This window comes from Streptomyces albus subsp. albus, assembly GCF_000719865.1.
Taxonomy (GTDB): Bacteria; Actinomycetota; Actinomycetes; order Streptomycetales; family Streptomycetaceae; genus Streptomyces; species Streptomyces albus_E.
This window is the reverse complement of record NZ_JOID01000015.1, coordinates 172,064-197,836: the sequence shown is the minus strand read 5'-3', so window position 1 is coordinate 197,836 and position 25,773 is coordinate 172,064. Positions and strand designations below refer to the sequence as shown.

General features: G+C 74.1%; 27 protein-coding genes. 14 read left to right on the top strand and 13 right to left on the bottom strand.

Features of this window, described 5'->3' with window-relative positions; translation table 11 throughout:
• Positions 1-86 precede the first annotated feature (86 nt).
• The 4 genes from IF83_RS0116840 to IF83_RS0116825 all read left to right on the top strand — a co-directional run bounded on the left by IF83_RS0116840 (position 87) and on the right by IF83_RS0116825 (position 2,082).
• Positions 87-311, top strand: a complete 225-nt coding sequence (locus IF83_RS0116840; RefSeq protein ID WP_030545015.1) for a hypothetical protein — start codon at positions 87-89, stop codon at positions 309-311.
• A 226-nt stretch (positions 312-537) separates the two neighbouring features.
• Positions 538-1,179, top strand: coding sequence for a TetR/AcrR family transcriptional regulator (locus IF83_RS0116835; protein ID WP_030545014.1), 642 nt, complete (start codon positions 538-540; stop codon positions 1,177-1,179).
• Between the two features lie 177 nt (positions 1,180-1,356).
• Positions 1,357-1,584, top strand: a complete 228-nt coding sequence (locus IF83_RS0116830; RefSeq protein ID WP_019710171.1) for a DUF3107 domain-containing protein — start codon at positions 1,357-1,359, stop codon at positions 1,582-1,584.
• 231 nt (positions 1,585-1,815) lie between these two features.
• Positions 1,816-2,082 carry a hypothetical protein gene (locus tag IF83_RS0116825; protein ID WP_030545013.1) on the top strand — a complete coding sequence of 89 codons (267 nt, stop codon included), beginning with the start codon at positions 1,816-1,818 and terminating at the stop codon, positions 2,080-2,082.
• Positions 2,083-2,110: 28 nt separating this feature from the next.
• On the opposite strand, the gene IF83_RS0116820 is transcribed toward IF83_RS0116825, so the two are convergent.
• Positions 2,111-2,881, bottom strand: a complete 771-nt coding sequence (locus IF83_RS0116820) for a ferritin-like fold-containing protein (RefSeq protein WP_037680231.1) — start codon at positions 2,879-2,881, stop codon at positions 2,111-2,113.
• 528 nt (positions 2,882-3,409) lie between these two features.
• Between IF83_RS0116820 and IF83_RS0116815 the strand changes: the two genes are divergently transcribed.
• A complete protein-coding gene (locus tag IF83_RS0116815) occupies positions 3,410-5,029 on the top strand; it encodes a DEAD/DEAH box helicase (RefSeq protein WP_037680229.1) in 1,620 nt (539 codons plus the stop codon).
• 120 nt (positions 5,030-5,149) lie between these two features.
• Entirely contained in the window at positions 5,150-6,076 is a 927-nt protein-coding gene (locus IF83_RS0116810) for an alpha/beta fold hydrolase (protein ID WP_030545010.1), read from the top strand.
• Positions 6,077-6,245: 169 nt separating this feature from the next.
• Here the strand turns inward: IF83_RS0116810 and IF83_RS0116805 are convergent, their stop codons facing one another.
• Positions 6,246-7,235: an NYN domain-containing protein gene (locus tag IF83_RS0116805; protein WP_078843546.1), complete on the bottom strand. Its 990-nt coding sequence runs from the start codon at positions 7,233-7,235 to the stop codon at positions 6,246-6,248.
• A 294-nt stretch (positions 7,236-7,529) separates the two neighbouring features.
• On the opposite strand from IF83_RS0116805, the gene IF83_RS34105 reads away from it, so the two are divergent.
• Positions 7,530-7,682 (top strand): hypothetical protein, encoded by a 153-nt coding sequence (locus IF83_RS34105; RefSeq protein ID WP_167343596.1) that lies wholly within the window; start codon positions 7,530-7,532, stop codon positions 7,680-7,682.
• Positions 7,683-7,825: 143 nt separating this feature from the next.
• Here the strand turns inward: IF83_RS34105 and IF83_RS0116795 are convergent, their stop codons facing one another.
• From IF83_RS0116795 to IF83_RS0116780, 4 genes are all read right to left on the bottom strand, one after another.
• The gene (locus IF83_RS0116795) at positions 7,826-8,431 is read right to left on the bottom strand and encodes a MarC family protein (RefSeq protein ID WP_030545008.1); all 606 of its coding nucleotides are present in this window, start codon (positions 8,429-8,431) and stop codon (positions 7,826-7,828) included.
• A gap of 117 nt (positions 8,432-8,548) precedes the next feature.
• Positions 8,549-9,406 (bottom strand): PHP domain-containing protein, encoded by an 858-nt coding sequence (locus IF83_RS0116790; RefSeq protein ID WP_030545007.1) that lies wholly within the window; start codon positions 9,404-9,406, stop codon positions 8,549-8,551.
• A 285-nt stretch (positions 9,407-9,691) separates the two neighbouring features.
• Positions 9,692-10,330 (bottom strand): DUF6758 family protein, encoded by a 639-nt coding sequence (locus tag IF83_RS0116785; RefSeq protein WP_030545006.1) that lies wholly within the window; start codon positions 10,328-10,330, stop codon positions 9,692-9,694.
• 133 nt (positions 10,331-10,463) lie between these two features.
• A complete protein-coding gene (locus IF83_RS0116780) occupies positions 10,464-11,051 on the bottom strand; it encodes a suppressor of fused domain protein (RefSeq protein ID WP_030545005.1) in 588 nt (195 codons plus the stop codon).
• A 545-nt stretch (positions 11,052-11,596) separates the two neighbouring features.
• Between IF83_RS0116780 and IF83_RS0116775 the strand changes: the two genes are divergently transcribed.
• Together IF83_RS0116775 and IF83_RS0116770 are read left to right on the top strand one after the other, a co-directional pair.
• The gene (locus IF83_RS0116775; protein ID WP_030545004.1) at positions 11,597-12,721 is read left to right on the top strand and encodes a magnesium and cobalt transport protein CorA; all 1,125 of its coding nucleotides are present in this window, start codon (positions 11,597-11,599) and stop codon (positions 12,719-12,721) included.
• Positions 12,722-12,752: 31 nt separating this feature from the next.
• Positions 12,753-13,310 (top strand): hypothetical protein, encoded by a 558-nt coding sequence (locus IF83_RS0116770; protein WP_051722836.1) that lies wholly within the window; start codon positions 12,753-12,755, stop codon positions 13,308-13,310.
• Between the two features lie 120 nt (positions 13,311-13,430).
• Here the strand turns inward: IF83_RS0116770 and IF83_RS0116765 are convergent, their stop codons facing one another.
• Positions 13,431-14,198 carry a hypothetical protein gene (locus tag IF83_RS0116765; RefSeq protein ID WP_030545002.1) on the bottom strand — a complete coding sequence of 256 codons (768 nt, stop codon included), beginning with the start codon at positions 14,196-14,198 and terminating at the stop codon, positions 13,431-13,433.
• A 168-nt stretch (positions 14,199-14,366) separates the two neighbouring features.
• Between IF83_RS0116765 and IF83_RS0116760 the strand changes: the two genes are divergently transcribed.
• From IF83_RS0116760 to IF83_RS0116750, 3 genes are all read left to right on the top strand, one after another.
• Positions 14,367-15,653, top strand: a complete 1,287-nt coding sequence (locus IF83_RS0116760) for a magnesium transporter MgtE N-terminal domain-containing protein (RefSeq protein WP_030545001.1) — start codon at positions 14,367-14,369, stop codon at positions 15,651-15,653.
• The gene (locus IF83_RS0116755; protein WP_037680225.1) at positions 15,650-16,153 is read left to right on the top strand and encodes a DUF1003 domain-containing protein; all 504 of its coding nucleotides are present in this window, start codon (positions 15,650-15,652) and stop codon (positions 16,151-16,153) included. The genes IF83_RS0116760 and IF83_RS0116755 overlap by 4 nt, the downstream gene beginning before the upstream one ends.
• Positions 16,154-16,257: 104 nt before the next feature.
• A complete protein-coding gene (locus IF83_RS0116750) occupies positions 16,258-17,418 on the top strand; it encodes an Mrp/NBP35 family ATP-binding protein (RefSeq protein WP_030544999.1) in 1,161 nt (386 codons plus the stop codon).
• A gap of 82 nt (positions 17,419-17,500) precedes the next feature.
• On the opposite strand, the gene IF83_RS0116745 is transcribed toward IF83_RS0116750, so the two are convergent.
• The 5 genes from IF83_RS0116745 to sigE form a co-directional block, all read right to left on the bottom strand.
• On the bottom strand, positions 17,501-18,187 hold the full coding sequence (locus tag IF83_RS0116745; protein WP_030544998.1) for a hypothetical protein: 687 nt from the start codon (positions 18,185-18,187) through the stop codon (positions 17,501-17,503).
• Positions 18,188-18,304: 117 nt separating this feature from the next.
• On the bottom strand, positions 18,305-18,790 hold the full coding sequence (locus IF83_RS0116740) for a sec-independent translocase (RefSeq protein ID WP_030544997.1): 486 nt from the start codon (positions 18,788-18,790) through the stop codon (positions 18,305-18,307).
• A gap of 348 nt (positions 18,791-19,138) precedes the next feature.
• Positions 19,139-20,821: a S1C family serine protease gene (locus IF83_RS32175; RefSeq protein WP_279617223.1), complete on the bottom strand. Its 1,683-nt coding sequence runs from the start codon at positions 20,819-20,821 to the stop codon at positions 19,139-19,141.
• 877 nt (positions 20,822-21,698) lie between these two features.
• Complete coding sequence (locus IF83_RS34805) at positions 21,699-22,697, bottom strand: anti-sigma factor family protein (RefSeq protein WP_051722835.1); 999 nt, start codon at positions 22,695-22,697, stop codon at positions 21,699-21,701.
• Entirely contained in the window at positions 22,694-23,506 is an 813-nt protein-coding gene (gene sigE, locus IF83_RS30325) for an RNA polymerase sigma factor SigE (protein ID WP_078843544.1), read from the bottom strand. Before sigE ends, IF83_RS34805 begins: the two co-directional genes overlap by 4 nt.
• Positions 23,507-23,646: 140 nt before the next feature.
• Between sigE and IF83_RS0116715 the strand changes: the two genes are divergently transcribed.
• Positions 23,647-24,315 carry an O-methyltransferase gene (locus IF83_RS0116715; RefSeq protein WP_030544993.1) on the top strand — a complete coding sequence of 223 codons (669 nt, stop codon included), beginning with the start codon at positions 23,647-23,649 and terminating at the stop codon, positions 24,313-24,315.
• Positions 24,316-24,432: 117 nt separating this feature from the next.
• Here the strand turns inward: IF83_RS0116715 and IF83_RS32170 are convergent, their stop codons facing one another.
• Positions 24,433-24,600: a DUF3117 domain-containing protein gene (locus tag IF83_RS32170; protein ID WP_018105485.1), complete on the bottom strand. Its 168-nt coding sequence runs from the start codon at positions 24,598-24,600 to the stop codon at positions 24,433-24,435.
• A gap of 323 nt (positions 24,601-24,923) precedes the next feature.
• Here IF83_RS32170 and chcB point away from each other — a divergent pair, with 323 nt between their 5' ends.
• Complete coding sequence (gene chcB / locus IF83_RS0116705) at positions 24,924-25,724, top strand: 2-cyclohexenylcarbonyl CoA isomerase (RefSeq protein ID WP_030544992.1); 801 nt, start codon at positions 24,924-24,926, stop codon at positions 25,722-25,724.
• The last annotated feature ends 49 nt before the right edge of the window (positions 25,725-25,773 follow it).

Genomic DNA, 25,773 nt, shown 5'->3' with positions numbered 1-25,773 from the left:
ATCGCGCGGGGCTGCCGCTGCTCCTAGGCTCGGCAAGGGGGATGGGGTTCGGTGTAAGAGCGCTCGGCCTGGAAAGGGAAGCACGCATGTCAGCAGATCCCACAGAACCGGACACCTTCGAGGACGAGACCGGCACCGGCGAGGAGGAGCCCGACATCGAGACCCCCGAGGCGGACGCGGCCGAACAGCGCGCCGAACTCCAGGAGCGCGAGGGCGAGCCGCTGCCCGAGCACGTCCCCGACGCCGCCAATCCGGCCGACGCCGTGGAGCAGGCCCGGGTGGTGGAACTCGACGAGGAGGACTACCGCTGATCCCCCGGAACCGGAGCGGGCGCCGGGGCCCGGGCCGGGAACCGGGGCCGGGCCGGGGGGCCGCGGCCGGGAAACGACCCGTAACCCAACCGGTTTCACCCCTTACGTCCGCAATGCCCTGTCCGGTCGGTGAAATTGTCGGTCGGCACCGCGCACAGCCGGGTTACCCGAAAGTACGATGGCGGCGCGGTGTTCACCGTGCAAGGAACGATTCTTGGGAGGCGGCGTGACAGCCATCGAGCAGACCGAGGCGCGCCCACGGGGTACGCGCCTGCCGCGCCGGGCCCGTCGCAACCAGCTGCTGGGGGCCGCCCAGGAGGTCTTCGTGGCCCAGGGCTACCACGCCGCGGCGATGGACGACATCGCCGAGCGCGCGGGGGTCAGCAAGCCGGTGCTCTACCAGCACTTCCCCGGCAAGCTCGATCTCTACCTCGCCCTGCTGGACCAGCACTGCGACGCCCTCATGGACGCGGTCCGCGCGGCGCTCGCCTCCACCTCGGACAACAAGCTGCGCGTCGAGGCCACCATCGACGCCTACTTCGCGTACGTCGAGAACAAGGGCGGCGCGTTCCGGCTGGTCTTCGAGTCGGACCTCACCAACGAGCCCGCCGTCGCCGAGCGGGTGGAGCGGGTGAGCCTGGAGAGCGCCAAGGCCGTCAGCGAGGTGATCGCCGAGGACACCGACCTGCCGCCCGAGGAGGCGATGCTGCTCGCCGTCGGCATGTGCGGCATGGCGCAGATCACCGCGCGCTACTGGCTCAGCTCGGGCCAGCAGGTGCCGCGCGACGCGGCGGCCAAGCTGATCTCCTCGCTCTCCTGGCGCGGTATCGCCGGCTTCCCGCTGCACGGCTCGAACCAGCAGGACTGAGCGGACGCCGCCCCGGCCGCCACCCCGGTTGTCCCCCTTGTTCGCCGCAAGCGTGCGGCCGTACACGAGTACGGGCCCCGGACCGGGCTAATCTTGCCTGCGTACGGCGCGGCAGGCCGCGCACCCTTCCCCGGGCCCGTTCGCCGGGGAAACCGAATACGTCGGAGGGACATAGCCGTGGAGGTCAAGATCGGCGTGCAGCACACGCCTCGGGAGATCGTTCTCGAGAGCGCGCAGACTGCCGACGAGGTCGAGCGGGCGGTGGCCGACGCGCTCGCCGGCAAGGCACAGCTGCTGACCCTGGTCGACGAGCACGGCCGCAAGGTCCTGGTGCCGTCCGAGAAGCTCGCCTATGTGGAGATCGGCGAGCAGGCGGTCCGCAAGGTCGGCTTCGGCGCCCTGTAGACGGGGCCGGCCACGCAGCACAGCGCACGTGCGGCGGCCCGGGAGTCCGGTGGACTCCCGGGCCGCCGCACGTCCGCGTAGGCGGGCCCGCGCCCGCCCCGCGCCTCCTCCGCCACCGGGCGGAACCACCCACCGGCCCCGGAGGATTACCGTCCGGAGGCGCGGGGTACGACGCAGCAGGGGCCGGTGCCGAGCCGACCGCCGGTCACGGGAAACGGGAGGGACGCATCGATGCTGTGGGAAGCCCTGGGATCGGTTCTGATCGGCTTCGCCGTCGCCTCCGCCGGTGTGCGGTGGCTGTCCGGCCGGCTCCCCGCCTCGCCGCTGGTGTACGCCACCGGCCCCGTCGCCGCCCTCTTCGGCTTCCTGATCACGCGCACGGTGATGGGGCCCGGCCACGCCCTCGCGAGTCTGGCCGGCGCCCTGGTCGTCGCCGCCGCGCTGCTGTCCCTGCTGGTCCGCAGGCCGGGACGGATGCGCCGGTCCGCCGCTGCCTGACGGTCCGGCCCGGCGGGCCGCGCGGCGGTCAGGCCGCGAGCCCCAGCGCGGCCATCCGCTTGGTGTGCGCCTCCGTGATCCGGGAGAACATCCGTCCCACCTCCGCCAGGTCGAAGCCGTCCGCGAGACCGCCGACCAGCATCGTGGAGAGCGCGTCCCGCTCCGCGACCACCCGCTGCGCCTGGCTGAGCGCCTCGCCCATCAGCCGCCGTGCCCAGAGCGCCAGCCGCCCGCCGACCCGCGGGTCGGCCTCGATGGCCGCCCGCACCTTCTCCACCGCGAAGCTCGCGTGCCCGGTGTCGTCGAGAACCTGCAGCACGAGGTCCCGGGTGTCGGAGTCCAGCCGGACGGCCACCTCCCGGTAGAAGTCGCTGGCGATGGAGTCGCCGACATACGCCTTGACGAGACCCTCCAGCCAGTCCGACGGGGCGGTCTGGCGGTGGAAGCCGTCCAGGGCCGCGGCGAAGGGCTCCATGGCCGTCTTCGGCTCCGCGTCGATCGCGCTCAGCCGGTCCCGCAGCCGCTCGAAGTGGTGGAATTCGGCGGAGGCCATCTTCGCCAGCTCCGCCTTGTCCTCCAGGGTCGGCGCCATCTTGGCGTCCTCGGCCAGCCGCTCGAAGGCGGCGAGCTCGCCGTACGCCAGGGCGCCCAGCAGATCCACCACGGCCGCCCGGTACTGCGGGTCGGCGGATGCCTCCGCCCAGTTCCGGGCGGCGATCCCGGTGTGCTGCCCGGCCGGGCCGGCAGGGGCGTCGGTGCTTGCGTCAGGGGTCTCGTCGGGCGTCTCCATGCAGCGCACAATAGTCCGCCCGGGGCGGCCCGGGAGGGGCCGGCCGCCCCCTCCCGCGGAGCCCGGGAGCGAGAAGGACCCAATACAAATGCGCGATTCCGGGGTACAGTGGTATTGCGCCCGCCGACCACCGGCGGGTCCGTCGCATGTGGAGTATGTGGAGTCCTCCCCAGGAGTCCGTCGCATGTGGAAACACCTGAGGCACATTCCTCAGCACCCCAGCGGATGCCCGGTCGGTTGGCCGATCGGCTTCCAACCCCGACCGCCCTCCCCGCGGCGCGTACCACCGTACGGACCGCACATGAGGGAACCGCTCGTGACGCGAGCGCGTGATGCGGAGGCAGTGGTCCCGCACTGTCCGGCAGGTCCTGGTGACCGGCCGATGAACCGGCGCGGTACTGACCCCCTCCGCCGCCTCGTGTCGCGTCTCACAGAAGAGGCAAGACCCTGACTACGTTCCGAGACATCGGGATCCTTCCCGAGACCGCCGAGGCCCTTGAGGCCGTCGGCATCACGTCCCCCTTCCCGATCCAGGAGATGACCCTCCCCGTCGCGCTCTCCGGGTCCGACGTCATCGGCCAGGCCAAGACCGGCACCGGCAAGACGCTCGGCTTCGGCCTGCCGATCCTGGAGCGCGTGACCGTCCCCGCCGACGTCGAGGCCGGCCGTGCCGAAGCCGGGCAGCTGACGGACGCCCCGCAGGCGCTCGTGGTCGTCCCCACCCGCGAGCTCTGCCAGCAGGTCACCAACGACCTGCTCACCGCCGGCAAGGTCCGCAATGTGCGCGTCGTCGCCATCTACGGCGGCCGGGCGTACGAGCCGCAGGTCGAGGCGCTCAAGAAGGGCGTCGACGTCGTCGTCGGCACCCCGGGCCGGCTGCTCGACCTGGCGGGCCAGCGCAAGCTGGATCTCTCCGCCGTCCGCGCGCTCGTCCTCGACGAGGCCGACGAGATGCTCGACCTGGGCTTCCTGCCGGACGTCGAGCGGATCATCCAGCTGCTGCCGGCCAAGCGGCAGACCATGCTGTTCTCGGCCACCATGCCCGGCCAGGTCATCTCCCTGGCCCGGCGCTACATGTCGCAGCCCACGCACATCAGCGCGACCACTCCGGACGACGTGGGCCAGACGGTGGCCAACACCGAGCAGTTCGTCTACCGCGCGCACTCCATGGACAAGCCGGAGATGGTCTCCCGCATCCTCCAGGCCGAGGGCCGCGGGCTGGCGATGATCTTCTGCCGCACCAAGCGGACGGCCGCCGACATCGCCGACCAGCTCGCCCGCCGGGGCTTCGCCTCCGGCGCCGTCCACGGAGACCTCGGCCAGGGCGCGCGCGAGCAGGCACTGCGCGCCTTCCGCAACGGCAAGGTCGATGTGCTGGTCTGCACCGACGTCGCCGCGCGCGGTATCGACGTCGACAACGTCACCCACGTCATCAACTACCAGTCGCCCGAGGACGAGAAGACCTACCTGCACCGCATCGGCCGCACCGGCCGCGCGGGCAAGTCGGGTATCGCCGTCACCCTCGTCGACTGGGACGACATCCCGCGCTGGAAGCTGATCAACAAGGCGCTGGACCTGCCGTTCGACGACCCGGAGGAGACGTACTCCACCTCCGAGCACCTGTACGAGCAGCTGAACATCCCCGAGGGCACCACCGGCGTCCTGCCGCGTGCCGAGCGGACCCGCGCCGGTCTGGGCGCCGAGGAGATCGAGGACCTCGGTGAGACCGGTGGCCGCGGTCGCCGCGGCACCGGCGGACGCGGCGGGGCACCGGCGGCCAAGGAGGAGGAGCGTCCGCGGCGCACCCGCGCCCCGCGCTCCCGCCGCCGCACCCGCGCCGGCGAGCCGCTGACCGGCGGGAGCGGTGACGCGGAGCGGGCCGCCGCCACGGCCGAGGGCACGTCCCCGGACGGAGCGTCCGGTTCCGCCCCGGACACCGCCGACGCCTCCGCCGGTACCCCGGCGCCGCGGACCCCGCGCCGTCGCCGCCGTACCCGTTCGGGCGCCGCCGCCAAGCCGGAGGGCGCGGCCCCGGCCCCGGAGGCGCAGCAGGAGACGGCGCAGGGCCACGGTGAGGGCGAGGCCAAGCCGGCCCGCCGCCGCCGTCGTACCCGGGCCGGTTCGGCCGCCTCCGCCGAGGCCTCCTCGGAGAGCTGACCCGCACGCACCACCACGCGGCCCGGTGGCCCGGCCCTCCGCTCGGCGGGGGACCGGGCCACCGGGCTGCCCGGGGCCGGCGGCCGCCGCGCCGTCGGTGCGGACCGATAGCCTCGGCCCATGAGCAGGCCACCGATCCTCACCCTGCCCGCGTGTGCCCGGGCCCGCCGACTCACCACCGCGCGCGGTGACTTCGCCGTGCACGAGGCCGTACCGCCCGAGGGCGCGGCGCCCCGCGGTACGGCTCTGCTGATCCCGGGCTACACCGGCAGCAAGGAGGACTTCATCGCGCTGCTGGAGCCGCTGGCGCTGGCCGGTTTCCGGGTGGTCGCGGTGGACGGGCGGGGACAGCACGAGAGCGGGGGGCCACGCGACGAGGCCGCCTACGCGCAGGCCGAGCTCGCGCGCGACGTGCTCGTCCAGGCCGCCGCGGTGACGGCGGAGGCGGCCGGTCCCCTGCATCTGCTGGGGCACTCGCTCGGCGGGCTGATCAGCCGCGCCGCCGTCCTGCGGGATCCGGCGCCGTTCAGCTCGCTCACCCTGATGAGCTCAGGCCCGGCGGCGATCACGCCGGCCCAGCAGGCGCGGACCAAGCTGCTGGTCGACGCCCTGCGGGTGATGGACATGGAGTCGGTCTGGCAGGCCATGCGGGAGTCCGACGCCCGGGCGGCCGCGGGGGTCGGGGACGGCGCCGCGGGCACCCCGGAGGTGGCCGACATCGCGGACACCCCGGAGGTCCCCGACGCCACGGCGGCCTTTCTGCACCGCCGCTGGACGGGCACCGTGCCGGAGCAGCTGATCGCCACGGGCCGGCAGTTGATCGCCGAGCCGGACCGGGTGGCGGAGCTGGCCGCCGTGCCGCTGCCGAAGCACGTACTGTCGGGCACGGTCGACTACGCCTGGCCGGTGACGCTGATGGAGCGGATGGCGGTCCGGCTGGGGGCCCGGCACACCGTCATCGAGGGCGCGGAGCACTCGCCGAACGCCGAGCGTCCGCTGGAGACGGCACGGGCCCTGGCGGAGTTCTGGGCGGCGGCCGGGGACTGAACCGGCGGAGCGGGCGGGGGCCGGTCCGGGGCGAGCCGGCGCCGTGCGGGCCCCGGAAGGCACGGGGCGCCCCGGCTCCCCGGGCGGGCCCGGGGAGCCGGACCGGCCCGCCGGGGAACGGTTGTCCGGGGGACGGTTGTCCGGGGAAACGGCCCGGCGGCGCCTCCGCTCAGTACTGCGGCCGCAGATGGTCCCAGAATCCGTCGCGCAGGATCCGGCGGAGACCGGCGTGGCCGCGCAGGGAGTGCTGGAGCAGCTCCTCGGCCTCGTTGAGCAGCTCTTGGTCCGCCTGGGGCGGGAGATACGGATAGCCGGGCAGCATCTCGGCGAGGGTGTCCCGGCCGCGCTCGGCCAGCCAGCGGGCGGCGATCCGGGCGCCCACGAACCGTACGTCCTCGCGGCCGGGCGGGAGCCCCTCGCAGAGCACGTGGTCGCCGCCGGGCTCCGCGGCGGCCCGGACGGTGACGTAGGGCTTGAAGAACTCCAGGTCGAAGACGCGCTGGCTGTCCACCTCCCAGAGCAGCGGATCGGCCTGGTTGCGGCCGGCCACCGCCTCGATGCCCCAGAGGTGTACGCGGGCGCCGTAGCCCTGGGCCGCCTCCACGGCGGACACCAGATCCTCGTCGCCGCCGATCAGCACCGCGTCGCTGATGGCGCGGTGCCGGGCCAGGGACTCCAGGTCGCCGCGGATCAGGGAGTCGACGCCCTTCTGCTGGTTGTTGGCGTTGAGGTTGCCGAGCCGGACCTTGACGTCGGGCAGTTCCGCGATCCGCTGCTGCTCGGGGGTGTGGATCCGGCGCCGGGCCCCGTCGTACCAGTAGACGCGGAGCAGCCGGCTGTCCGGGAAGATCGTCCGGGCCTTGTCGATGAAGGCCTCGATCAGCCCTTCTGCGTCGAGCTCGAAGGCCCGGCGGTCCTCCACGCCCGTGACGAGCCGGCCGGCCGCCGCGTAGACGTATCCGGCGTCGGCGAAGACGGCGTGGGTGGAGGGGGTGGTCGCGACCTCGGCGAGCACCCGCTGCAGGAGTTCGTTGGTGCGCTGGATGCCGGCCGCCACCTCGCCCAGCCGCAGGCCCGCGTACGGGTCCGTCCCGGAGCCCGCGGCCGCGGGCGGCCGCGGCGGCGGGATCGGGGAGGTCTCTGCGGCGTCGTCGTCCATACGGCTCCATTGTCCCGGCGGCCCGCGGGCGGGCACAACCGGCCCGTGGGCGGCGGCCCTCACCGGTCCTCACCCGGGATTGATTAGGCAAGCGAAAAATTTCGTTAGCGTAGGGAATGTTTGTACCACGCAAGCCGTTGGAAACCGTGAGAGGCGGGGACCGACCGCCCCCGCCGACCGCTCTTCCGCCACGGCCGGACGACCGCCGTGACCCCCGCGGGACCGCAACGCGGTTCCCGCACCAGCAGTTCTCCAGTAGTTCTCCGCAGGAGGATCAGACGAAGGGAGAAGCGCTTGCGCTTCCAGATCATGCATCTTGACGACATCGACGGCTCGGCCGTCGACTGCAGCGTCGTGGACGCCGCCTCCGTCAACCGGATCGTGCAGCAGGCCGCGGCAGCCGGCCGCCGCCTCTACATCCGCCCGGCCGAGACCCCGGCCTCGTAACGCGCGCCGCCGGGCCGGAGCCTTCCGCGCCCGGCCGGACCGGCGGACACATCACGCCCCCGTGCGCATCGGACGTACGGGGGCGCGGTCGTGCCCGGAGGGAAGCCGGTCCGGGGCGGGCCCGGAGACCGTTCCGGTCCCCGTCAAGCGCCCTGGACGAACTGGATGATCCCGTTGGCGATCTGCTGCACCGCGATGGCCGACAGCAGCATCCCGGACAGCCTGGTCACCAGCACCACACCGCCGTCCTTGATCAGCCGGATGACCAGCAGCGAATAGCGCATGACCAGCCACAGCACCACGTGCATCGCCAGGATGGCCGCCCACACCGCGAGCTGGCCGTCCAGGCCGTCCGCCTTCCGCACCGCCAGGATGACGGTGACGATCGCGCCGGGCCCGGCCAGCAGCGGCATGCCCAGCGGGACGAGCGCGACATTGACGTCCTTGGTCTGCGTGGGTTCGTCCGTCTTGCCGGTCAGCAGGTCGAGGGCGATGAGCAGCAGCAGAAGTCCGCCCGCGACCATCAGCGCCGGGACGGACACATGCAGGTAGTCGAGGATCTGCTGGCCGAAGACTCCGAAGACGGCGATGACGCCGAAGGCCACCAGCACCGCCTGCAGGGCCATCCGGCGCTGCACCTTGGTGGCCCGGCCGGAGGTCAGGGCGAGGAAGATCGGGGTGATGCCGGGCGGGTCCATGATCACGAAAAGGGTGACAAAGACGGAACCGAAGAGAGCGACGTCGAACACAGGGGTGCCTTGCGGGAAGAGGGGTGGAGGACGCGGACGGCATACGGCCGGCCGGGGGCCCGGGCGGGGCGGGGCGTGCGAGGAAGTGCCCGGTGAGGGGCGCGCGCGGCCGGTGGCTCAGCCGCCGGTGCCGGGCACGGGGAAGGCGCCGGTGGCCCGGCGCACGATCTCGCCGTAGATCTCCGGGTCGGTCGTGTACTCCCCGAGCCGGCAGCTCTTGCGGCTGCCGTGGTAGTCGCTCGACCCGGTGGTGAGCAGCCCGAGGTCCCCGGCGAGGGAGCGCAGCCGGGCACGGGCGGTGGCGTCGTGGTCCATGTGGTCCACCTCGATCCCGTCGAGGCCGGCCGCCGCCAGTTCCGCGATCTCGTCCTCACTGACACAGGCGCCGCGCCGCGCCGCCAGCGGGTGGGCGAGGACGGTGACTCCTCCGGCGGCCCTGACCAGCCGGACCGCGGCGAAGGGATCGAGTTCGTGTTTCCCGGCGTAGGCCCGTCCGCCGTCCGCGAGCCATTCGGGCGTGAAGGCCTCCGAGACGCTGCCGACGACTCCCAGCTCGACCAGGGCCGTGGCGATGTGCGGCCGCCCGACGGAGCCGTCGCCGGCGATCCGCGCCACCTGCTCCCAGGTGATCGGGACGCCCAGTTCGCGCAGCTTGGCGACCATGGCCCGGGCGCGCGGCACCCGGTCGTCCCGGACCAGCTCCCGCTCCCGCTCCAGCTCCGGCTCGGCCGGGTCGAAGAGGTAGGCCAGCAGGTGGAGCCCGGTCCCGCCGGACGTACGGCAGGACAGCTCGGCGCCGGTGACGAGGGTGAGCCCCTCGGGCAGCGCGGCCGCGGCGGCGGCGTGGCCGCGGACCGTGTCGTGGTCGGTCAGCGCGACCACGTCCAGTCCGGCCGCGGCGGCGTTCCGCACCAGCTCGGCGGGGGTGTCGGTGCCGTCCGAGGCCGTGGAGTGGGTGTGCAGGTCGATGCGCACGGCACGGCTCCAGGGACGGTACGGAAAGGGTCGGGGACGACGCCCCAGTCGGACGGGGCGCGGAGCGGAGCGGGACGGGGCGCGGAGCGGAGCGGGACGGGGCGCGGAGCGGAGCGGGACGGGGCGCGGAGCGGAGCGGAGCGGGACGGGGCGCGGAGCGGAGCGGGAGCCTGCGCCGAGCCGGCACGGAAGCGGCGCGGGCCGGACGGGCCCACCGGGCGGCCGGCCGTCACGAGGAGCCGGGCCCGGGGTGACAGCGCGCGGCGCGGGCCGGGTGGCGCGGGATCAGTCCAGCAGGCGCGGGGAGAGCGCCCCGCAGGGCAGCAGGTCGACCTCGGCGCCCGCGTCCCGCAGATCGGTGAGGACGAGCTCGTCGTACATCAGCAGCCCGGTCTGCTCGGGCCAGACGATGGCCCAGAGCCACATGCCCAGCGCCTCCCCGGCGAAGACAGCGCGGTCCGGGGGGACGTCCCGCACCGGCCACAGGGGGGTCGGCCGGCCGGCCGCGTGCAGCTTGACGTCCGGCGGGTCGTCCACGCGCATGTGGGGGCCCGGGTCCGGGCCGGGGATGCCCGCGTACCGGGCGCCCAGCCCGACGCCCAGCTCCTCGGCGATCAGCAGCAGTTCCCCCATGCCACCCAGGGGGCCGGGCCCGGAGCAGGCGACGGCGGTGGCGCGGCCGCCACTGCGGTCGTCACCCGCGCAGGCGATCCCGGTGAACAGCCAGCCGACCGGCAGCGGCCACGGCATCCACACCGGGACCCGGGCCCGTTTCACCACGACCGTGAGGGCTTCGACGCTGGGCGGGACGACCGGCTGCAGGGGATGGACCGTGCCGTGTACATCGCACTGCCAGGTGTCCGCGAAGAGTCCGGGCGGCCGGACCCTCCCACCGCACTTCGGGCAACTCGGTTCACCCCTCATAAGGGTTAACGGTCCTCCCCGGCACCCGCCGCGTCAAGGACGATCACTCGTCCGGGGGCGCAAAAGTCCGACAAACGCCGGACGCATATGACATCCCGCGGGCGTATCCAGGACGGCCTGCCGCTGTCCGCGGCTAATCGGCCAGAGCGACGCCCGCGCGCAGGGGATCCCGCAGGTCCGTGCCGTGGGCCAGCCAGCGCTCCTCCAGCGCGGCCGCGCCGTGCACCCGCTTCCACGCCGCCTCGTTGGCCGTCATCGGCAGCAGGGGGAGGAAGCGGACGGGGTCCATGGGATCGTCCAGCTCCAGGTCCTCCACCAGGCCGCCCGGCTCGGCCACCAGGACGGAGCCGAAGGGCGCCCCGGGCCAGAGGGGTTCGCCCAGGTCGAGCGAGGCGCCGGGGGCGATCACCACGCCCTCCACCTGGGGCGAGGCGGCGAGCACGGCCAGCGGCCGGAACACCTGGTCGGTGTCCGCGCGGCCGGCGCGCACGGAGAGGACGAGTTCGGCCCGCGGGCCGCGCACCGGGTCGGCGACCACGGCCGTCGGGTCGGTCATCGGCTGCGCGGACATCCCGAGGGTGGCGTATCTCACAAGGTCTCCGTCACGGAAACGGAGCACCTCGATGCGGTCCGCGCCGAGGAAGGTGACGGCCGCGCGGGCGTCGGGTTCGCCGAGTGCCGAGCTCAGCCGGGCTTCCACCAGCTGCGAAACGTGAGACATGGGGCGAGCATAGACGCGAGGGAGAACGGCGGGACGCCCGCAGGGAAGCGTTCCGCCATCACATATGACTGCTAGTCTGAGCCGTCGGCCAGGACGTGCGTGCGAGAGCACCGTCCAACTCGGCCGGACGTCAGTCTCGCGGCACGCGCCGCGATCGGCGCTTCCCCCACGGGGGACCGACCGGAGGAGGTGGGGCTGCACATGGATCCCAGTCGACCGTGCAGTACCGGCGGCTCTTCCGCGCCGCGGCTGTTCCTCGCGATCTGAGCCCTGACGTACCCCACCGCCTCACGCGGTAATCGTCCGGCCCCAGGATTTTTCTCCGTCGCCCGAGGGCACCCGGAGACCGTCACCGCGGAGTTCCGCAGCGCACGGCGGAAGAGCATTCCGTCTCCACCCCGTTCCGTGTCCGCAGCGACCCGCCGCTCGCCGCGCGACCCGCCGCACCGCCGGCTTTGCGGACGTTCGGCCGTAGACCGCCGTACGCCCCCATTCCCGGCAGTGCTGCCCGTTCGCCCGGTGGCCGGCCCGCGAAGGAGCTTGCCATGTCCATGATCCGTGACCTGCGAGCGGCGGTGCGCCCGTCGTTCCGTCCCTCGCTCCGCAAGGGGCACCCCTACCCGGGCACGACCGCGGCGGCCGACTGCCCCGAGGTCCCGAGCGCCGTGGTGGACTGCGCCGTCTACCAGGACGGGCGCCGCGGCCGCGACCGCCTCTCCCCCGCCGCCGCCGTCGAGCGGGTCCGCTCCGAGGGCGGTTTCGTCTGGATCGGCCTGCACGAGCCGACGGAGGCCGAATTCGCCGGTATCGCCCGGGAGTTCGATCTGCACCCGCTGGCCGTCGAGGACGCCGTCCACGCCCACCAGCGGCCGAAGCTGGAGCGCTACGACGACACCCTCTTCACCGTCTTCAAGACCATCCACTACGTGAAGCACGCCGAACTCACCGCCACCAGCGAGGTCGTGGAGACCGGCGAGGTCATGTGCTTCACCGGCCGGGACTTCGTCATCACCGTCCGGCACGGCGGCCACGGCTCCCTGCGGTCCCTCCGCCACCGGCTGGAGGACGACCCGGAGTTGCTGGTCAAGGGGCCGTCCGTGGTGCTGCACGCCATCGCCGACCAGACCGTCGACGGCTACATCGCCGTCGCCGACGCCGTGCAGGACGACATCGACGAGGTCGAGATCGACGTCTTCAGCTCGGCGCCGGGCGGCGGCGGGCCGCGCGGCGGCGACGCCGGGCGCATCTACCAGCTCAAGCGCGAGGTGCTGGAGTTCAAGCGGGCGGTGTCGCCGCTGCTGAGGCCGACGCAGCTGCTGAGCGAGCGTCCGATGCGGATGATCGACCCGGAGATCCAGACCTATTTCCGGGACGTCGCCGACCACTTGGCCCGGGTCAACGAGCAGGTGGTGTCCTTCGACGACCTGCTCAACTCGATCCTCCAGGCCAATCTGGCGCAGGCGACCGTCGCGCAGAACGAGGACATGCGCAAGATCACGGCCTGGGCGGCCATCATCGCCGTACCCACCATGATCTGCGGGGTCTACGGCATGAACTTCTCCTACATGCCGGAGACCGACTGGAAGTACGGCTATCCGGTGGTGATGGCGGCGATCGGCGGCATCTGCCTCACCATGTACCGGCTCTTCAAGCGCAACGGCTGGCTGTGAGCGCCCGCCGCGGCTGCGTAGGCTGGCGGGCATGACAAGCACGCAGGGGCAGACGGGGGCGCCGGCGACGCCGCTGGAGCGCGCGCTCATCGAGGAGGCCGCGAAGAAGTCCGGGCTGGTCTGGGTGCGCGGCTCCGAGGGCCCGGAGCGCGCCCTGTGGCACGTCTGGCACGAGGGCGCCGTCTGCGTGGTCGGCGACGGGCCCGGCGAACAGCCGCTCACCGGGCTCGGCCGGGCGGAGGCCTCCCGGGGCCCGGCCACCGTGACGGTGACGGTGCGGAGCAAGGACAAGGGCGGGCGGCTGGTCTCCTTCGAGGCCACCGTCACGGAACTCGCGGCCGGTTCCGCGGAGTGGGCCGCCGCGGTGGCCGAGCTCAAGGGCAAGCGGCTCAACGCGCCGGACTCGGAGACCATCACCGAGCGCTGGGCCCGCGAGTGCCGGGTACTGCGGCTGACCCCGGCCGGCGGTCCGGCGCCGCTACCGGACGGCTCCCTGGCCGCGGCCCCGCCGGCCACCCCCGCCACCACGCGGCGGGCGGCCCCGGGCGCCCTGCCGAAGCTGCTGCTGCGGGGGCGCGGGGGCCGCTGACGCGGAGTCGGCGACGGGTGGGCGGGCCCCGCCTCCCGGGGCGTACGGCGCTGTGCGGGACGGGCGTTCACGGTCCCGGGGATCGGCCGAGCGGTCCGGCGGCGCGTGGCCGGCGCCGTGTCACTCCGTGGTGATCTCCGGCCCGTAGTCGACGATGTCGCCCTTCTCCGGGGCCTTGAGGCCGAAGTCCTTGTTCCAGTCGGTGAGCCGGAGGACCCCCGCGTCCCCGGCCCGCTGGAAGCGCAGCGGATACGGCGTGCCCTCCAGGGAGACGTCGATGGTGCCGCCGGCGCCGCCACCGGCGGCCACCCGTATCGCGCGGACGCCGCCGACCTCCGTGTACTCCTCCTTGGACCGGTCGCCGTGGAGGACGAGCAGCCCGTCGAGCAGCACCGCCATGTCGGTGAACCCGGTGAACTGCTTGTACGCGGGGTCGCTCGTGGGCACCTTGACGTACTTGTCGTCGAGCTTCCCGGCCGCCTCGATGTCCGCCTTGCTCGGCTTCTCCTGCCGGCTCTTCCAGAACGCCGCGTCGGCCTTGAGGTAGAGGTCCTTCTCGACACGCAGCAGTTCGAAGGTGCTGGAGCCGGCGGTGACCCGGCCGCTGCCGCCGTCCTCCTTGAGCCGCATGTCGAGCTCGTACGTCCGGCCCTTGCTGACGACGTTGCCGGACAGCCGGACGGCGTCGGCGGCGTCCGCGGCCTTGATGGCCCGGCCCTCGATCTTCTTGGCGGAGAGCTTGCCCACCCCGTTCGTCCCCGCGTCCGGGTCCTTCTCCTCCGCCGAGCATCCCGTGAGGGCAGCGGTGAGGCCCAGCAACACCGCTGCCACGGACGCCGCGTAGCGTGTGCGGGGGGCGGCGGCCGGGGTCCGGAGATGTGCGGTCACGTCGGTTGTGCCTCCTGAGTGCGGGGGGACTCGACGGCAGCGTACCGGTGCTGTCCAGGCCCCCGGCCGGGCCCGCGGGGGCCCGGCGCCACCCCGGCGGGCGGGACCGGGGCACGTTAGCCTGAACCCGTCATCAGCCCGTTTTTCCCGGCAAAGGAGACCCGCGCCATGGCGTCAGGCACCCCCCGGGTGTTCGTCTCGCACCTCGCGGGTGTCCCGGTGTTCGACCCCAACGGCGACCAGGTGGGGCGGGTCCGGGACCTCGTGGCGATGCTGCGGGTGGGCAACAGGCCCCCGCGCCTGGTCGGTCTGGTCGTGGAGGTGCTGAGCCGGCGGCGCATCTTCGTCCCCATGACCCGGGTGACCGGCGTGGAGTCGGGGCAGGTGATCACCACCGGTGTGGTCAACATGCGCCGCTTCGAGCAGCGGGCGACGGAGACCCTGGTGCTCGGCGAACTGCTCGACCGGCGGGTGCGCCTGGTGGAGGGCGGTGAGGAGGTGACGGTGCTCGATGTGGGGATCATCCAGCTCCCGGCCCGCCGTGACTGGGAGATCGACAAGGTGTTCGTCCGGCGCGGCAAGGGCGGCGCCCTGCGGCGCCGCGGCGAGGCGCTGACCGTCGACTGGTCGGCCGTCACCGGCTTCTCCCTGGAGGAACACGGCCAGGGCGCCGCCAATCTGCTCGCCACCTTCGAGCAGCTCCGCCCGGCCGACCTGGCCAACGTGCTGCACCATCTCTCCGCCAAGCGCCGCGTGGAGGTCGCCTCGGCCCTCGACGACGACCGGCTCGCCGACATCCTGGAGGAACTCCCGGAGGACGACCGGGTGGAGATCATGGGCAAGCTCAAGGAGGAGCGCGCCGCGGACGTCCTGGAGGCGATGGACCCCGACGACGCGGCCGACCTGCTCTCCGAACTGCCCGAGCGGGACAAGGACCGGCTGCTCGCGCTGATGCAACCCCAGGAGGCGGCCGGCGTCCTGCGGCTGATGTCCTACGAGGAGCGCACGGCCGGCGGTCTGATGACCACCGACCCGATCGTGCTGCGCCCGGACGCGACCGTCGCCCACGCGCTGGCCCGGGTCCGCAACAGCGACCTCTCCCCCGCGCTCGCCGCCCAGGTGTACGTCACCCGGCCGCCGGACGAGACGCCCACCGGGAAGTTCCTCGGCACCGTGCACTTCCAGCGGCTGCTGCGCGACCCGCCGTTCACCCTCGTCGGCTCCATCGTCGACAAGGACCTGCAGCCACTGCGCCCCGAGACCCCGCTGCCCGAGGTCACCAGCTATCTCGCCACCTACAACCTGGTCGCGGCCGCGGTCGTCGACGAGAGCGGTTCCCTGCTGGGCGCCGTGACCGTCGACGACGTCCTCGACCACCTGCTCCCCGAGGACTGGCGGGAGACGGAGTACCACGGGCCGGTAGGGGTCGAGAACCTGCCCGGAGGCAGCCGATGAGCACGACCGAACGCACCCGCCTCGACCAGCCGCGGGCCCCCCGCCGCAGCCTGATGCCCGAGTACGACCCGGAGGCCTTCGGCCGCGTCTCCGAGAAGATCGCCCGGTTCCTCGGCACCGGGCGGTTCATCGTGTGGATGACGGTCGTCATCGTGGTGTGGCTGCTGTGGAACACCTTCGGCCCGCCGGCGCTGCGCTTCGACGAGTACCCGTTCATCTTCCTGACCCTGATGCTCTCCCTGCAGGCGTCCTACGCCGCGCCGCTGATCCTGCTCGCGCAGAACCGGCAGGACGACCGGGACCGGGTCAATCTCGAACAGGACCGCAAGCAGAACGAACGCAGCATCGCCGACACCGAATATCTGACCCGGGAGATCGCCGCCCTGCGGATGGGCCTCGGGGAGGTCGCCACCCGGGACTGGATCCGCTCCGAGTTCCAGGACCTGCTGAAGGAACTGGAGAGCCGCGCGGCCGCCGGCGAACACTCCCCCGAGCGCTGACGGCGACCGGGCCCGCCCCCGGACCCCCCGCTGCTCCGGGGACTGTGACGCACCTCCCGGACCGGCCGTCCGCACAGCCGCGCGAGCGCCGTACCATCGACGGTATGGCTACCGACACTCCCCCCGTCTCCGCGCCCTCCGAGGAGGCGGTGCGCGCCGCCCTCGCGACGGTCAACGACCCGGAGATCCACCGCCCCATCACCGAGCTCGGGATGGTCAAATCGGTGGACATCGCCGCCGGCGGCTCCGTCGCGGTCGGTGTGTACCTGACGGTGTCCGGCTGCCCGCTGCGCGACACGATCACCCGTGAGGTCACCGAGGCCGTCTCCGCCGTCGAGGGCGTCACCTCCGTGAGCGTCGAGCTGGACGTGATGAGCGACGAGCAGCGCAAGGAGCTGGCCGCCGCGCTCCGCGACGGCAAGGCCGAGCGCGAGGTGCCCTTCGCCAAGCCCGGCTCGCTCACCCGCGTCTACGCGGTGGCCTCCGGCAAGGGCGGTGTCGGCAAGTCCTCGGTGACGGTCAACCTCGCCGCGGCGATGGCCGCCGACGGCCTGAAGGTCGGCGTCGTCGACGCCGACATCTACGGCCACTCGGTGCCCCGCATGCTCGGCACGGAGGCCCGGCCGACCCAGGTCGAGGACATGATCATGCCGCCCTCGGCGCATGGCGTGAAGGTCATCTCCATCGGCATGTTCACCCCCGGCAACGCCCCCGTGGTGTGGCGCGGGCCGATGCTGCACCGGGCGCTCCAGCAGTTCCTCGCGGACGTCTTCTGGGGCGACCTCGACGTACTGCTGCTCGACCTGCCGCCGGGCACGGGCGACATCGCCATCTCCGTGGCGCAGCTGGTCCCCGGTGCCGAGATCCTGGTGGTCACCACGCCCCAGCAGGCGGCGGCCGAGGTCGCCGAGCGGGCGGGCTCCATCGCCGTGCAGACCCATCAGAAGATCGTCGGCGTGGTCGAGAACATGTCGGGCATGCCCTGCCCGCACTGCGACGAGATGGTGGACGTGTTCGGCAGCGGCGGCGGCGAGCGGGTCGCCGAGGGGCTGACCCGGACCACCGGTGCGAGCGTCCCCGTGCTCGGCACCATCCCGATCGACGTCCGGCTGCGCGAGGGCGGCGACGAGGGCCGTCCGATCGTGCTCACCGACCCCGGGTCCCCGGCCGGCAGCGCGCTGCGCGCGATCGCGGGCAAGCTCGGCGGCCGCAAGCGCGGGCTGTCGGGGATGGCGCTGGGGATCACCCCGCGCAACAAGTTCTGAGAGCTCCGGGCTCCGCGCCGCGGGCCCCGTTCGGCCGCCCCTCACAGAGGGCGGCGGAACGGGGCCCGCGGTCGTCGTCCGCTCAGCCGGCGTATCCGGCGATGTCCTTGATCACCGCGAAACCCAGCCCGTAGGGGCTCATACCGCGGCCGTACGCGCCCAGGAGCACTCCGCCCGGCGCCTCCCCGGCCAGCACCCAGCCGTACTCGGACTCGCGGTGGCGGAAGGGCGTCGGCACCCCGTCGACCGGCAGCGACAGCACCGACCACGCCGGGCCGTCCAGGTCGTCGGCGAGATCCCAGGCGATCGCCGTCTGCTGCTCCAGCCAGTCCTCGCGGAGCGAGCGCTCCATCTGGTTCGGCCAGGTGCGGGACAGCAGCCCGGAGCCGGCGAGCCAGGCCGCCGAGGAGACCGAGGTGGCCTCCAGGGTGCCGGTGCCGTCGGCGCTGCTGCGCACGGGCCGGCCGGCCACCGTCACGACGATCACGAAGCGCTGGTCCCGCTCCTCGGTCTCCGACCGGTACGCGGGGGCCTCACCGTGCCCGGTGGAGCCGTGCTCGACGGTGCCGTCGGCGGCGACCCCCACGCCCGTCAGCCAGCGGGGGCCGGTGAACGCCTCGTCGAGGCCGTACCAGGGGAAGTCGGCCCGCAGATACCCGTCCGCCGAGCGGGGGTCCAGGACCCTCCGGGCCCCGCCCCCGGCCGTCCCGTCGGCCACCGTGGGCCCGTCGAGCGCTTCCTGCGCCTCTGCCCGGCTCGTGGTCTCCATCTGCGTGGTCCTTCCTCATTGCCCCGTTGCCGAAGGGCGAACCGCCGAGCGGGCGGACTGACCCCGGACACAGGGAGGATAACCACACCGGTCGTTTCGTTCGGACATATGCCTGGTTCAGGTGGCATCCATATCGAAGGGCGGGCGTTCGCCCGACTCCAGCCGGTCCCGCTTGCGCAGCAGGTCGGAGCCGCCGCCCGTGCCCCCCGTGGTGCCGGAGGACTTCTCCAGGGAGATCCGGGAACCACTCGTGGAGCCGCCGCCGGACGCGTCACCGTCCCGGCCGTTGACGGCGTCCGCCACCTCGTTCATCTCCTTGCGGAGGTCGAGGCTGCTGCGGATCTCCTTGATCCCGAGCTCGTCGTTCTCCAGGAGCTGCTTGCGGACGAAGTTCTTCGGGTTCAGGTCGTCGAACTCGAAGTCCTTGAACTCCGGGCCCAGTTCCGAGCGGATGTCCGCCTTGGCGTTCTCCGAGAAGTCCCGGATCCTGCGGATGAGGCGCGAGGCGTCCTGGATCACCTTGGGCAGCTTCTCCGGGCCGAAGACGAGCACCGCGAGGATCACGAGAGCCAAGAGTTCCAGCGTGCTTATGTCGTTGAACACCGTCAGCTCCTTGGGACGTCCGCGGCCCGCTGGTCGGGGGTCGCCGCCGCCGGGGACCGACGGGGGGACGGGTCGGGGCCCCGTCCACGGTACCCGGCGGTGCGGGGTGGGCGGTACCGCCGGGGGAACGGCGCGGTGAAGCGCGGGAGTACGGCGGGGGGCCGGTTCCCGGCGGGGCCGGGCGGACCGGGCCGGCCGGGGGGACCGGACGGAGCGGGCGGACCGGCCGCGGGGCTCGCGTGGGCCGCGGGGAGCGCGCCGCCGGCCCGGTGCTCGCGGCCGCCCGCTGCCGTTCGCGGCTCGCCCGGCGCGGAGGACGGCCGGCGCTCCGCACCGCGCGGCCGTCCGTCACTCCTCGTCGCTCGCCGACCCCAGGGTCAGCCGCAGCGTGCGCTCCCGGCCGTCCCGCTTCAGGGTGAGCTCGAGCCGGTCGCCGGGCCGGTGCGCGCGGATCTTCACGATCAGCTCCTCGCCGTTGTGCACGCGGGCGCCGTTCACCGCGGTGATGACGTCACCGGGCTTGATGCCCGCCTTGTCGCCCGGGCCGTCGGGCGTGACCGCCGGGCGGTCGCCGTCGTCCGCGCCGACCTTGGCGCCGTCGCCCGTGAAGCGCATGTCGAGGGTGACGCCTATCACAGGGTGGGTGGCCCGGCCGGTGTTGATCAGTTCCTCGGCCACCCGCTTGCCCTGGTTGACCGGGATGGCGAAGCCGAGGCCGATGCTGCCGCCCTGGCTGGCGCCGAGCCCCGTCTCGTCGTCGGCGGCCCGGATCGCGCTGTTGATCCCGATGACCCGGCCCTCCATGTCCATCAGCGGACCGCCGGAGTTCCCCGGGTTGATGGGCGCGTCCGTCTGGATCGCGTCCACATAGCTGACGTCGCTCCCCCCGTCCTTGCCGCCGCCCGCGGTGATCGGGCGTTCCTTGGCGCTGATGATGCCGGAGGTGACGGTGCCCGCCAGATCGTACGGAGCGCCGATGGCGACGACCGGGTCGCCGACCCGGACGGAGTCGGAGTTGCCGAGCCGCAGCGGACGCAGCCCCCGCACCCCGGAGACCCGGACCACCGCCAGGTCGTAGCCGCTGTCGCGGCCGACGATCTCGGCCTCGGCCGTCGCACCGCCGCTGAAGGTCACCGAGATGTCGCCGCCCGACGCGGCGGCCTCCACCACGTGGTTGTTGGTCAGGATGTGGCCGCGCCGGTCGAGGACGAAGCCGGTGCCCGTCCCCTCCTTGCCGCCGCCCTTGACGTGGAAGGTCACCACACCGGGCAGCGCGGCCTCGGCGATGCCCGCGACGCTGCCGGGGTCGCGGGGGCGGTCCTCGGCGGGCGCCTGCGGCAGCGCGACGTCGACCACGCCGCCGTTGCGCTCGATGTACGCGCCGACGCCGCCGCCGATGGCCCCCGCCACCAGGGTCAGCAGCAGCGCGCCCGCCACAAGGGCGCCCCGGGAGCGGCCCCGACGGCGGACGGCGGGCAGCGGTCCGCCCGGGGCGGGGAGGGCTCCGGGAGCCGGGGCGCCGGGAGCGGCCCAGGGGTCGTACCGCTCCCAGTGCCCGCCGGCTCCGGGCGCGGACGGTACGGACGGCATCCCGGCGGCCGTCCCGGAGCCGGCGGGCGCGGGCCACGGCGCGGGCGCCGGAACGGGCAGGGGCGGGGGTGTGGATGAGGCGCCGTCGGCTGCTGCGGAGGCCGGCGACGGCTCCGCTTCCCCGGGCGCCGTGTGGGCGACCGGTCCAGCCGGTGCGGGCAAGCCGGCAGGGGCCGCTGCGGGCGCGGGGCCGGCGGCGGGCGCGGAGCCCTCTGCCGCCGAGCCACCGGAGGCCGCCGCGGGGCCGGCGGAGGTAGGGCCGGCCGGGGCGGCACCACCCGTCGCGGGCGAGATGGGCGCGGCTGTGACGGGCGCTGTGCCGGCGTCCGGTCCCGTGGTGGCGGCCGGCAGGGGCCGGTCCGCGGCCGCACCGGGCTCCTCGCTGCGCCCGGGTTGTACGGCCGTTGCCGGAGGCGCCTGCGGCCCCTGCGGCGGCGCCAGGGAGGCAGCAGGCGCGGGCTGCGGGCACGGCGGCGGTACGGACGCGGTGAGCCGTTCGCCGCTCCCGTCCCCCGCTCCCGTCCCCGCCGGCGGCGCCGGAAGGGGAGCGTCCGGCGGCAGGACCGTGCCCCGGGCCGGGGTGACCGCCGGACGCTGGACCGGCGGCGCGGGGGCCCAGGGGCCGGGGGTGCCGTAGGGCGGGGTGCCGTACGGATCGGCCGCGTGCCGCGGCTCGCCGGCGGGCTGTTCCGCCCCCGGGCCGGGAGGGGTCGGCGCGGGCCCTGGAACGGGCGGTTCCGCCGCCGGCACCCCGGTCGCCGCAGCACCGGTCGCCGCAGCGCCGGTAAGGGGGCGTGGCTCCTCTGCCGTGCCCGCCGCACCCGGAGCCGCGCCACCGCCCGGGACGTGCGGGGGAAGGCCCGCGCCGGGTCGTTCACCGTGGTCCGGAGCGGAGGCCGCGGAAGCCCGGCTTCCAGGAACCGCCGCGCCCGGCAGGGTCGTCGTGGAGCCGTCCGGTCCGGAAGAGGAGCCGTCGGCAGAGATTTCGGGGCCTGCGGGGGGCTCCGAGGCGTGGCAGTCCGGAGCCTGAGCCCGGGCGCCGGAGCCGGACGGGGTGCCGGGGCCGGGCACGGATGACGGGGCGGCGGGCGACGGCTCGGCTGCCCGCTCGGGGGCGAGGGACGCTGCCGGGTCGGGGGCGGTGCCGCCCCGCGGGCGGCTCCACCACTGCGGCTTCGGGCCGGTGGCCTTGCCCTGGTTCATGTTCTCCCCACAGTCCGTCCGCGGCGCGGGCCGCCCGCGGTCCACCGTGCGATTCAACCAGGTTCACGCGCCGGTCCGCAGGGGCCGGTTCCGGCCGGTCCGCGCGGCGGACGGCTCAGCGGGCGGCGGGAGGCAGGAAGGCGGTGGCCGTGGTTCCGCCCGCGAGCGGTGCCACCCGGTTGCCGGAACCGGGGGGCCGCTCCGGGGCCGAGGGTGCGGTGAGCGTCGTGGGGGACGGGGAGAGTGCTGGGGCGCCGGCCGGGGAGGCCGGGATTCCGTTGCCCGGCCGGACGTTCAGGAGATGGCGTATGAGCGGCGCGAGCGCGGCGTCGGCGGGGAGCAGCGGAGCGGGCCGGCTCAGTGCCTGCTCGGGGTGGGCCGTCGCGGTGGGCGTCAGGGAACCGGCCGGTGCGCCGGGCTCCGGGAGGTCCACGCTGGTGGCGCCGCCGGAGCGGCCGGCGACCGAGGCGGTGACGACCTCGCCGCCGGACCCGGCGGAGCCGGACCGGTCGGCCGCGCCCGCCGTGTCGGCGTGGCCCCGCTGGCCGTCCACCGCCGCTTCCAGCGGCAGGGTGCCGCCGAGGGCGAACGCGGCCAGCGACACCGCGCCCGCGGCGGCGAAGGCGAAGCGGCGGCTGCGCTGCGGAAGGCTCTGGCGCGGGCCGGGCGCGGCGACGGCGACGGAGGGCGCGGGGCGGCGGCCGAACTCGTGGATACGGAAGCCGCCCCGCCGGGTGTCCCCGACCGTGGCGACGGTGGCCTCGGCCTCTCCGGCGCCGCCGAACCAGTCGGCCGGCGCGGAACGGCCGGGACGGGAACCGCGTTCACCGAAGGCGGACGGCGGACCGCCGAACGGGCCGTCCGGTGCGCCGTCTCCCGCGGGCAGGCTCTGCAGGCGGGCGAGCAGCCCCGCCGACGGCGGCGGGGGGGCCGCCTCGGCGAAGACGTTCTTCAGCCGGCGCTGCGCGTCGGCCTCGGCCCGGCACCGGCAGCAGGTGGCGAGATGGGCGAGCACCCGCTCGCGCATGTCGTGGCCGAGCTCCCCGTCCACCAGCGCGGCGAGACGGTCGCCCAGATGCTGCTCGGCGGGGCTCGCACCGCCCGACCCGGTCACGCCGTCCCGACCTCTCCTCCGAGCCCTCCCTGTCCCGCCGGTCCCGTCTGTCCCGGGAGCGCGGTGGCGAAGGCGCGCTGCTGCTCGGCACGGGCCGCGGGCGACCGGTGCTGGAGCGCCTTGCGCAGATGGGACCGGCCGCGGTGGATGCGGCTGCGCACGGTGCCGAGCTTCACGCCGAGGGTCGCGGCGATCTCCTCGTAGGACAGCCCCTCGATGTCGCACAGCACGACCGCGGCGCGGAACTCGGGGGCCAGGGTGTCCAGGGCCTGCTGCACGTCCGCGTCGAAGTGGGCGTCGTGGAAGTGCTGCTGGGGGGAGGGCTCGCGGCTGGGGAGCCGCTCGGCGGCGTCGTCCGCGAGGGCGTCGAAGCGGATGCGCTGGCGGCGGCGGACCATGTCCAGGAAGAGATTGGTGGTGATCCGGTGCAGCCAGCCCTCGAAGGTGCCGGGGGTGTAGGTGGACAGCGAGCGGAAGACGCGGACGAAGACCTCCTGGGTGAGGTCCTCGGCGTCGTGCTGGTTGCCCGTGAGGCGGTAGGCGAGACGGTAGACCCGCGCGCTGTGGGTGCTGACGATCTCCTCCCAGGTGGGAGGGGTCCACGCCGGGGACTCCCCCTCACCGAACGACGCCGTCGTGGAGAAGGTCGCGGTGGCGGTGGAGTCGTCGGGACGAGGACGGTCAGCGGTGTCGGTCACGGATTTCGGCTCACCGGAGTACCTGCGGAGGCGGCGGAGCACCCCCCGGTCACCGGCTGCAGCCGCACCTCCCCTGGTGGCTCTGGTGGTGTCCAGTGGAGCACCTACCATAGCCAGCTCGCCCGTTAGCTCCGGATAAGCATCCTTGACCCGCTTTTCGGTCACCGCTCTCCCGACCCCTTTCCTTCTCCCCGCTGGGCTAACGTCCGGTCCCATCTGCGGGTTCCCGGGGGCAGCGGATACAGTCACCGTTGCGTCGACCACGGGGACAGGAGAGGGCCATTACCGGCAACCGGCAGACGAGCTGGGCGTTCGCCGATGCGTTCGTCGCCGAGGACGAGACCCTGCTCTGGGCCCGGGACCGGGCCCGCGAGTCGGGGCTCCGCTCGGTGTCGGCCGGCACCGGTGCCGCCCTGCGCCTGCTCGCCGCCACGGTGGACGCCAAGGCGGTGGCGGAGATCGGCACCGGGACCGGCGTCTCCGGCATCCACCTTCTGCACGGCATGCGGCCGGACGGCGTGCTCACGACCGTGGACACCGACCCCGAGTGCCAGCAGTTCGCGCGCCAGGCCTTCCGCGCGGCCGGTTTCGCCGCCAACCGGGCCCGCTTCATCCCCGGGCGCGCGCTGGACGTCCTGCCCCGGCTCGCCGACGGCGGCTACGACCTCGTCTTCTGCGACGGCGACCGCGCGGAGTGCCTCGACTACCTCGACGAATCGTTGCGCCTGCTGCGCCCCGGCGGCCTGGTGGTCTTCGAGGGTGTCTTCGCCCACGGCCGCACCATGGACGCCTCGGCCCAGCCGCTGGAGGTGCAGCGGCTGCGCGAACTGCTGCGCACCGTACGGGAGAGCACGACGCTGCTGTCCTCGCTGCTCCCGGTCGGCGACGGTCTGCTCTGCGCGGTCAAGCGCGGGCGGTGAGCCCGGGCCCGCCCCGGTCCGCCCCGCCCCGGACACGCCACCGCCCCGGACGGGGAGCCGGCACCGGGCGGTGCGCGGCTCCCGCCGGGGCGGCGGGACGAATATGGTGACCCGGCCTCAGCCGACGACCTGCTTCAGAGCGTCGCCCAGCGCATCGGCCTCGTCGGGTGTGAGTTCGACGACGAGCCGACCGCCGCCTTCGAGCGGAACGCGCATGACGATGCCCCGCCCCTCCTTGGTCACCTCGAGCGGGCCGTCGCCCGTCCGCGGCTTCATGGCCGCCATGCTCGTTCCCCTTCCTGAAACCAGCTCACAGTCAGCCGACGGCCCCCGAAAGGCAGCGTCACCGGCATCGAACAGATTGCTTCCAGGCCATTATCCCGCATCGCGGGACCCGATGACCAACATCGGTCTGCATCGCTTGCACAACGGGCTTCCACAAATGCCGACAATTGGGCCATGCGGCTGCCATACTCCGCCGCCGCTCCGCCGCCCCCGGCGCTCCACCGCCCCGGGGCGGCCCGCGTATCCGCCGCCGCCCGTCTCCGTCATGCTGTCATCCGACCGCTCACCACCATTCCCACCAGCCCTGACGGAGGTAGCCGGCGATGGCCGACACCGTGCTCCACGAGGTGACCGACGGACTCGCGACGATCACCCTGAATCGTCCCGACGCCATGAACGCCCTGAACACCGAGCTCAAGGAGGCCCTGCGGGACGCCCTCCGGCAGGCCGCCGCGGACCCGGGGGTACGGGCCGTGCTGCTCACCGGGCGGGGCCGGGCCTTCTGCGTCGGCCAGGACCTCAAGGAGCACACCGGCGCCCTGGCCGCCGCGCGGGAGTCCGGCGGGGGCAACGCGATGGACACCGTGCGCCGGCACTACAACCCGATCACCGAGGCCATCGCCGGGATGCCCAAGCCCGTGGTCGCCGCGGTCAACGGCGTCGCCGCCGGGGCCGGAGCGGGCTTCGCCTTCGCCGCCGACTACCGGATCGCCTCCGCCACCGCCGCCTTCACGACGTCCTTCGCCGGGGTGGCCCTCACCGCCGACTCGGGGGTCTCCTGGACCCTCCCCCGGCTGATCGGCCACGGCCGGGCCGCCGATCTGCTGCTCTTCCCGCGCAGTGTGGACGCCCACGAGGCGCTGGACCTGGGCATGGTGAACCGGGTGGTCCCGGCGGACGAGTTCGCCGCCGAGGCGGAGGCCGTCGCCCGGAAGCTGGCCTCCGGACCGACGCTCGCCTACGCGGCGCTCAAGGAGTCACTGGCCTACGGGGCCACGCACTCCCTCACCGAGACGCTGGCCAAGGAGGACGAGCTCCAGACCCGGGCCGGGGCCTCCGAGGACCACGCGATCGCGGTCGAGGCCTTCGTGAACAAGGAGAGGCCGCGCTTCACGGGGCGGTGAGCCGGCACTCCGGAACCGGTCCGGCGCGGCTCCGGTGCGCGGGCGAGGG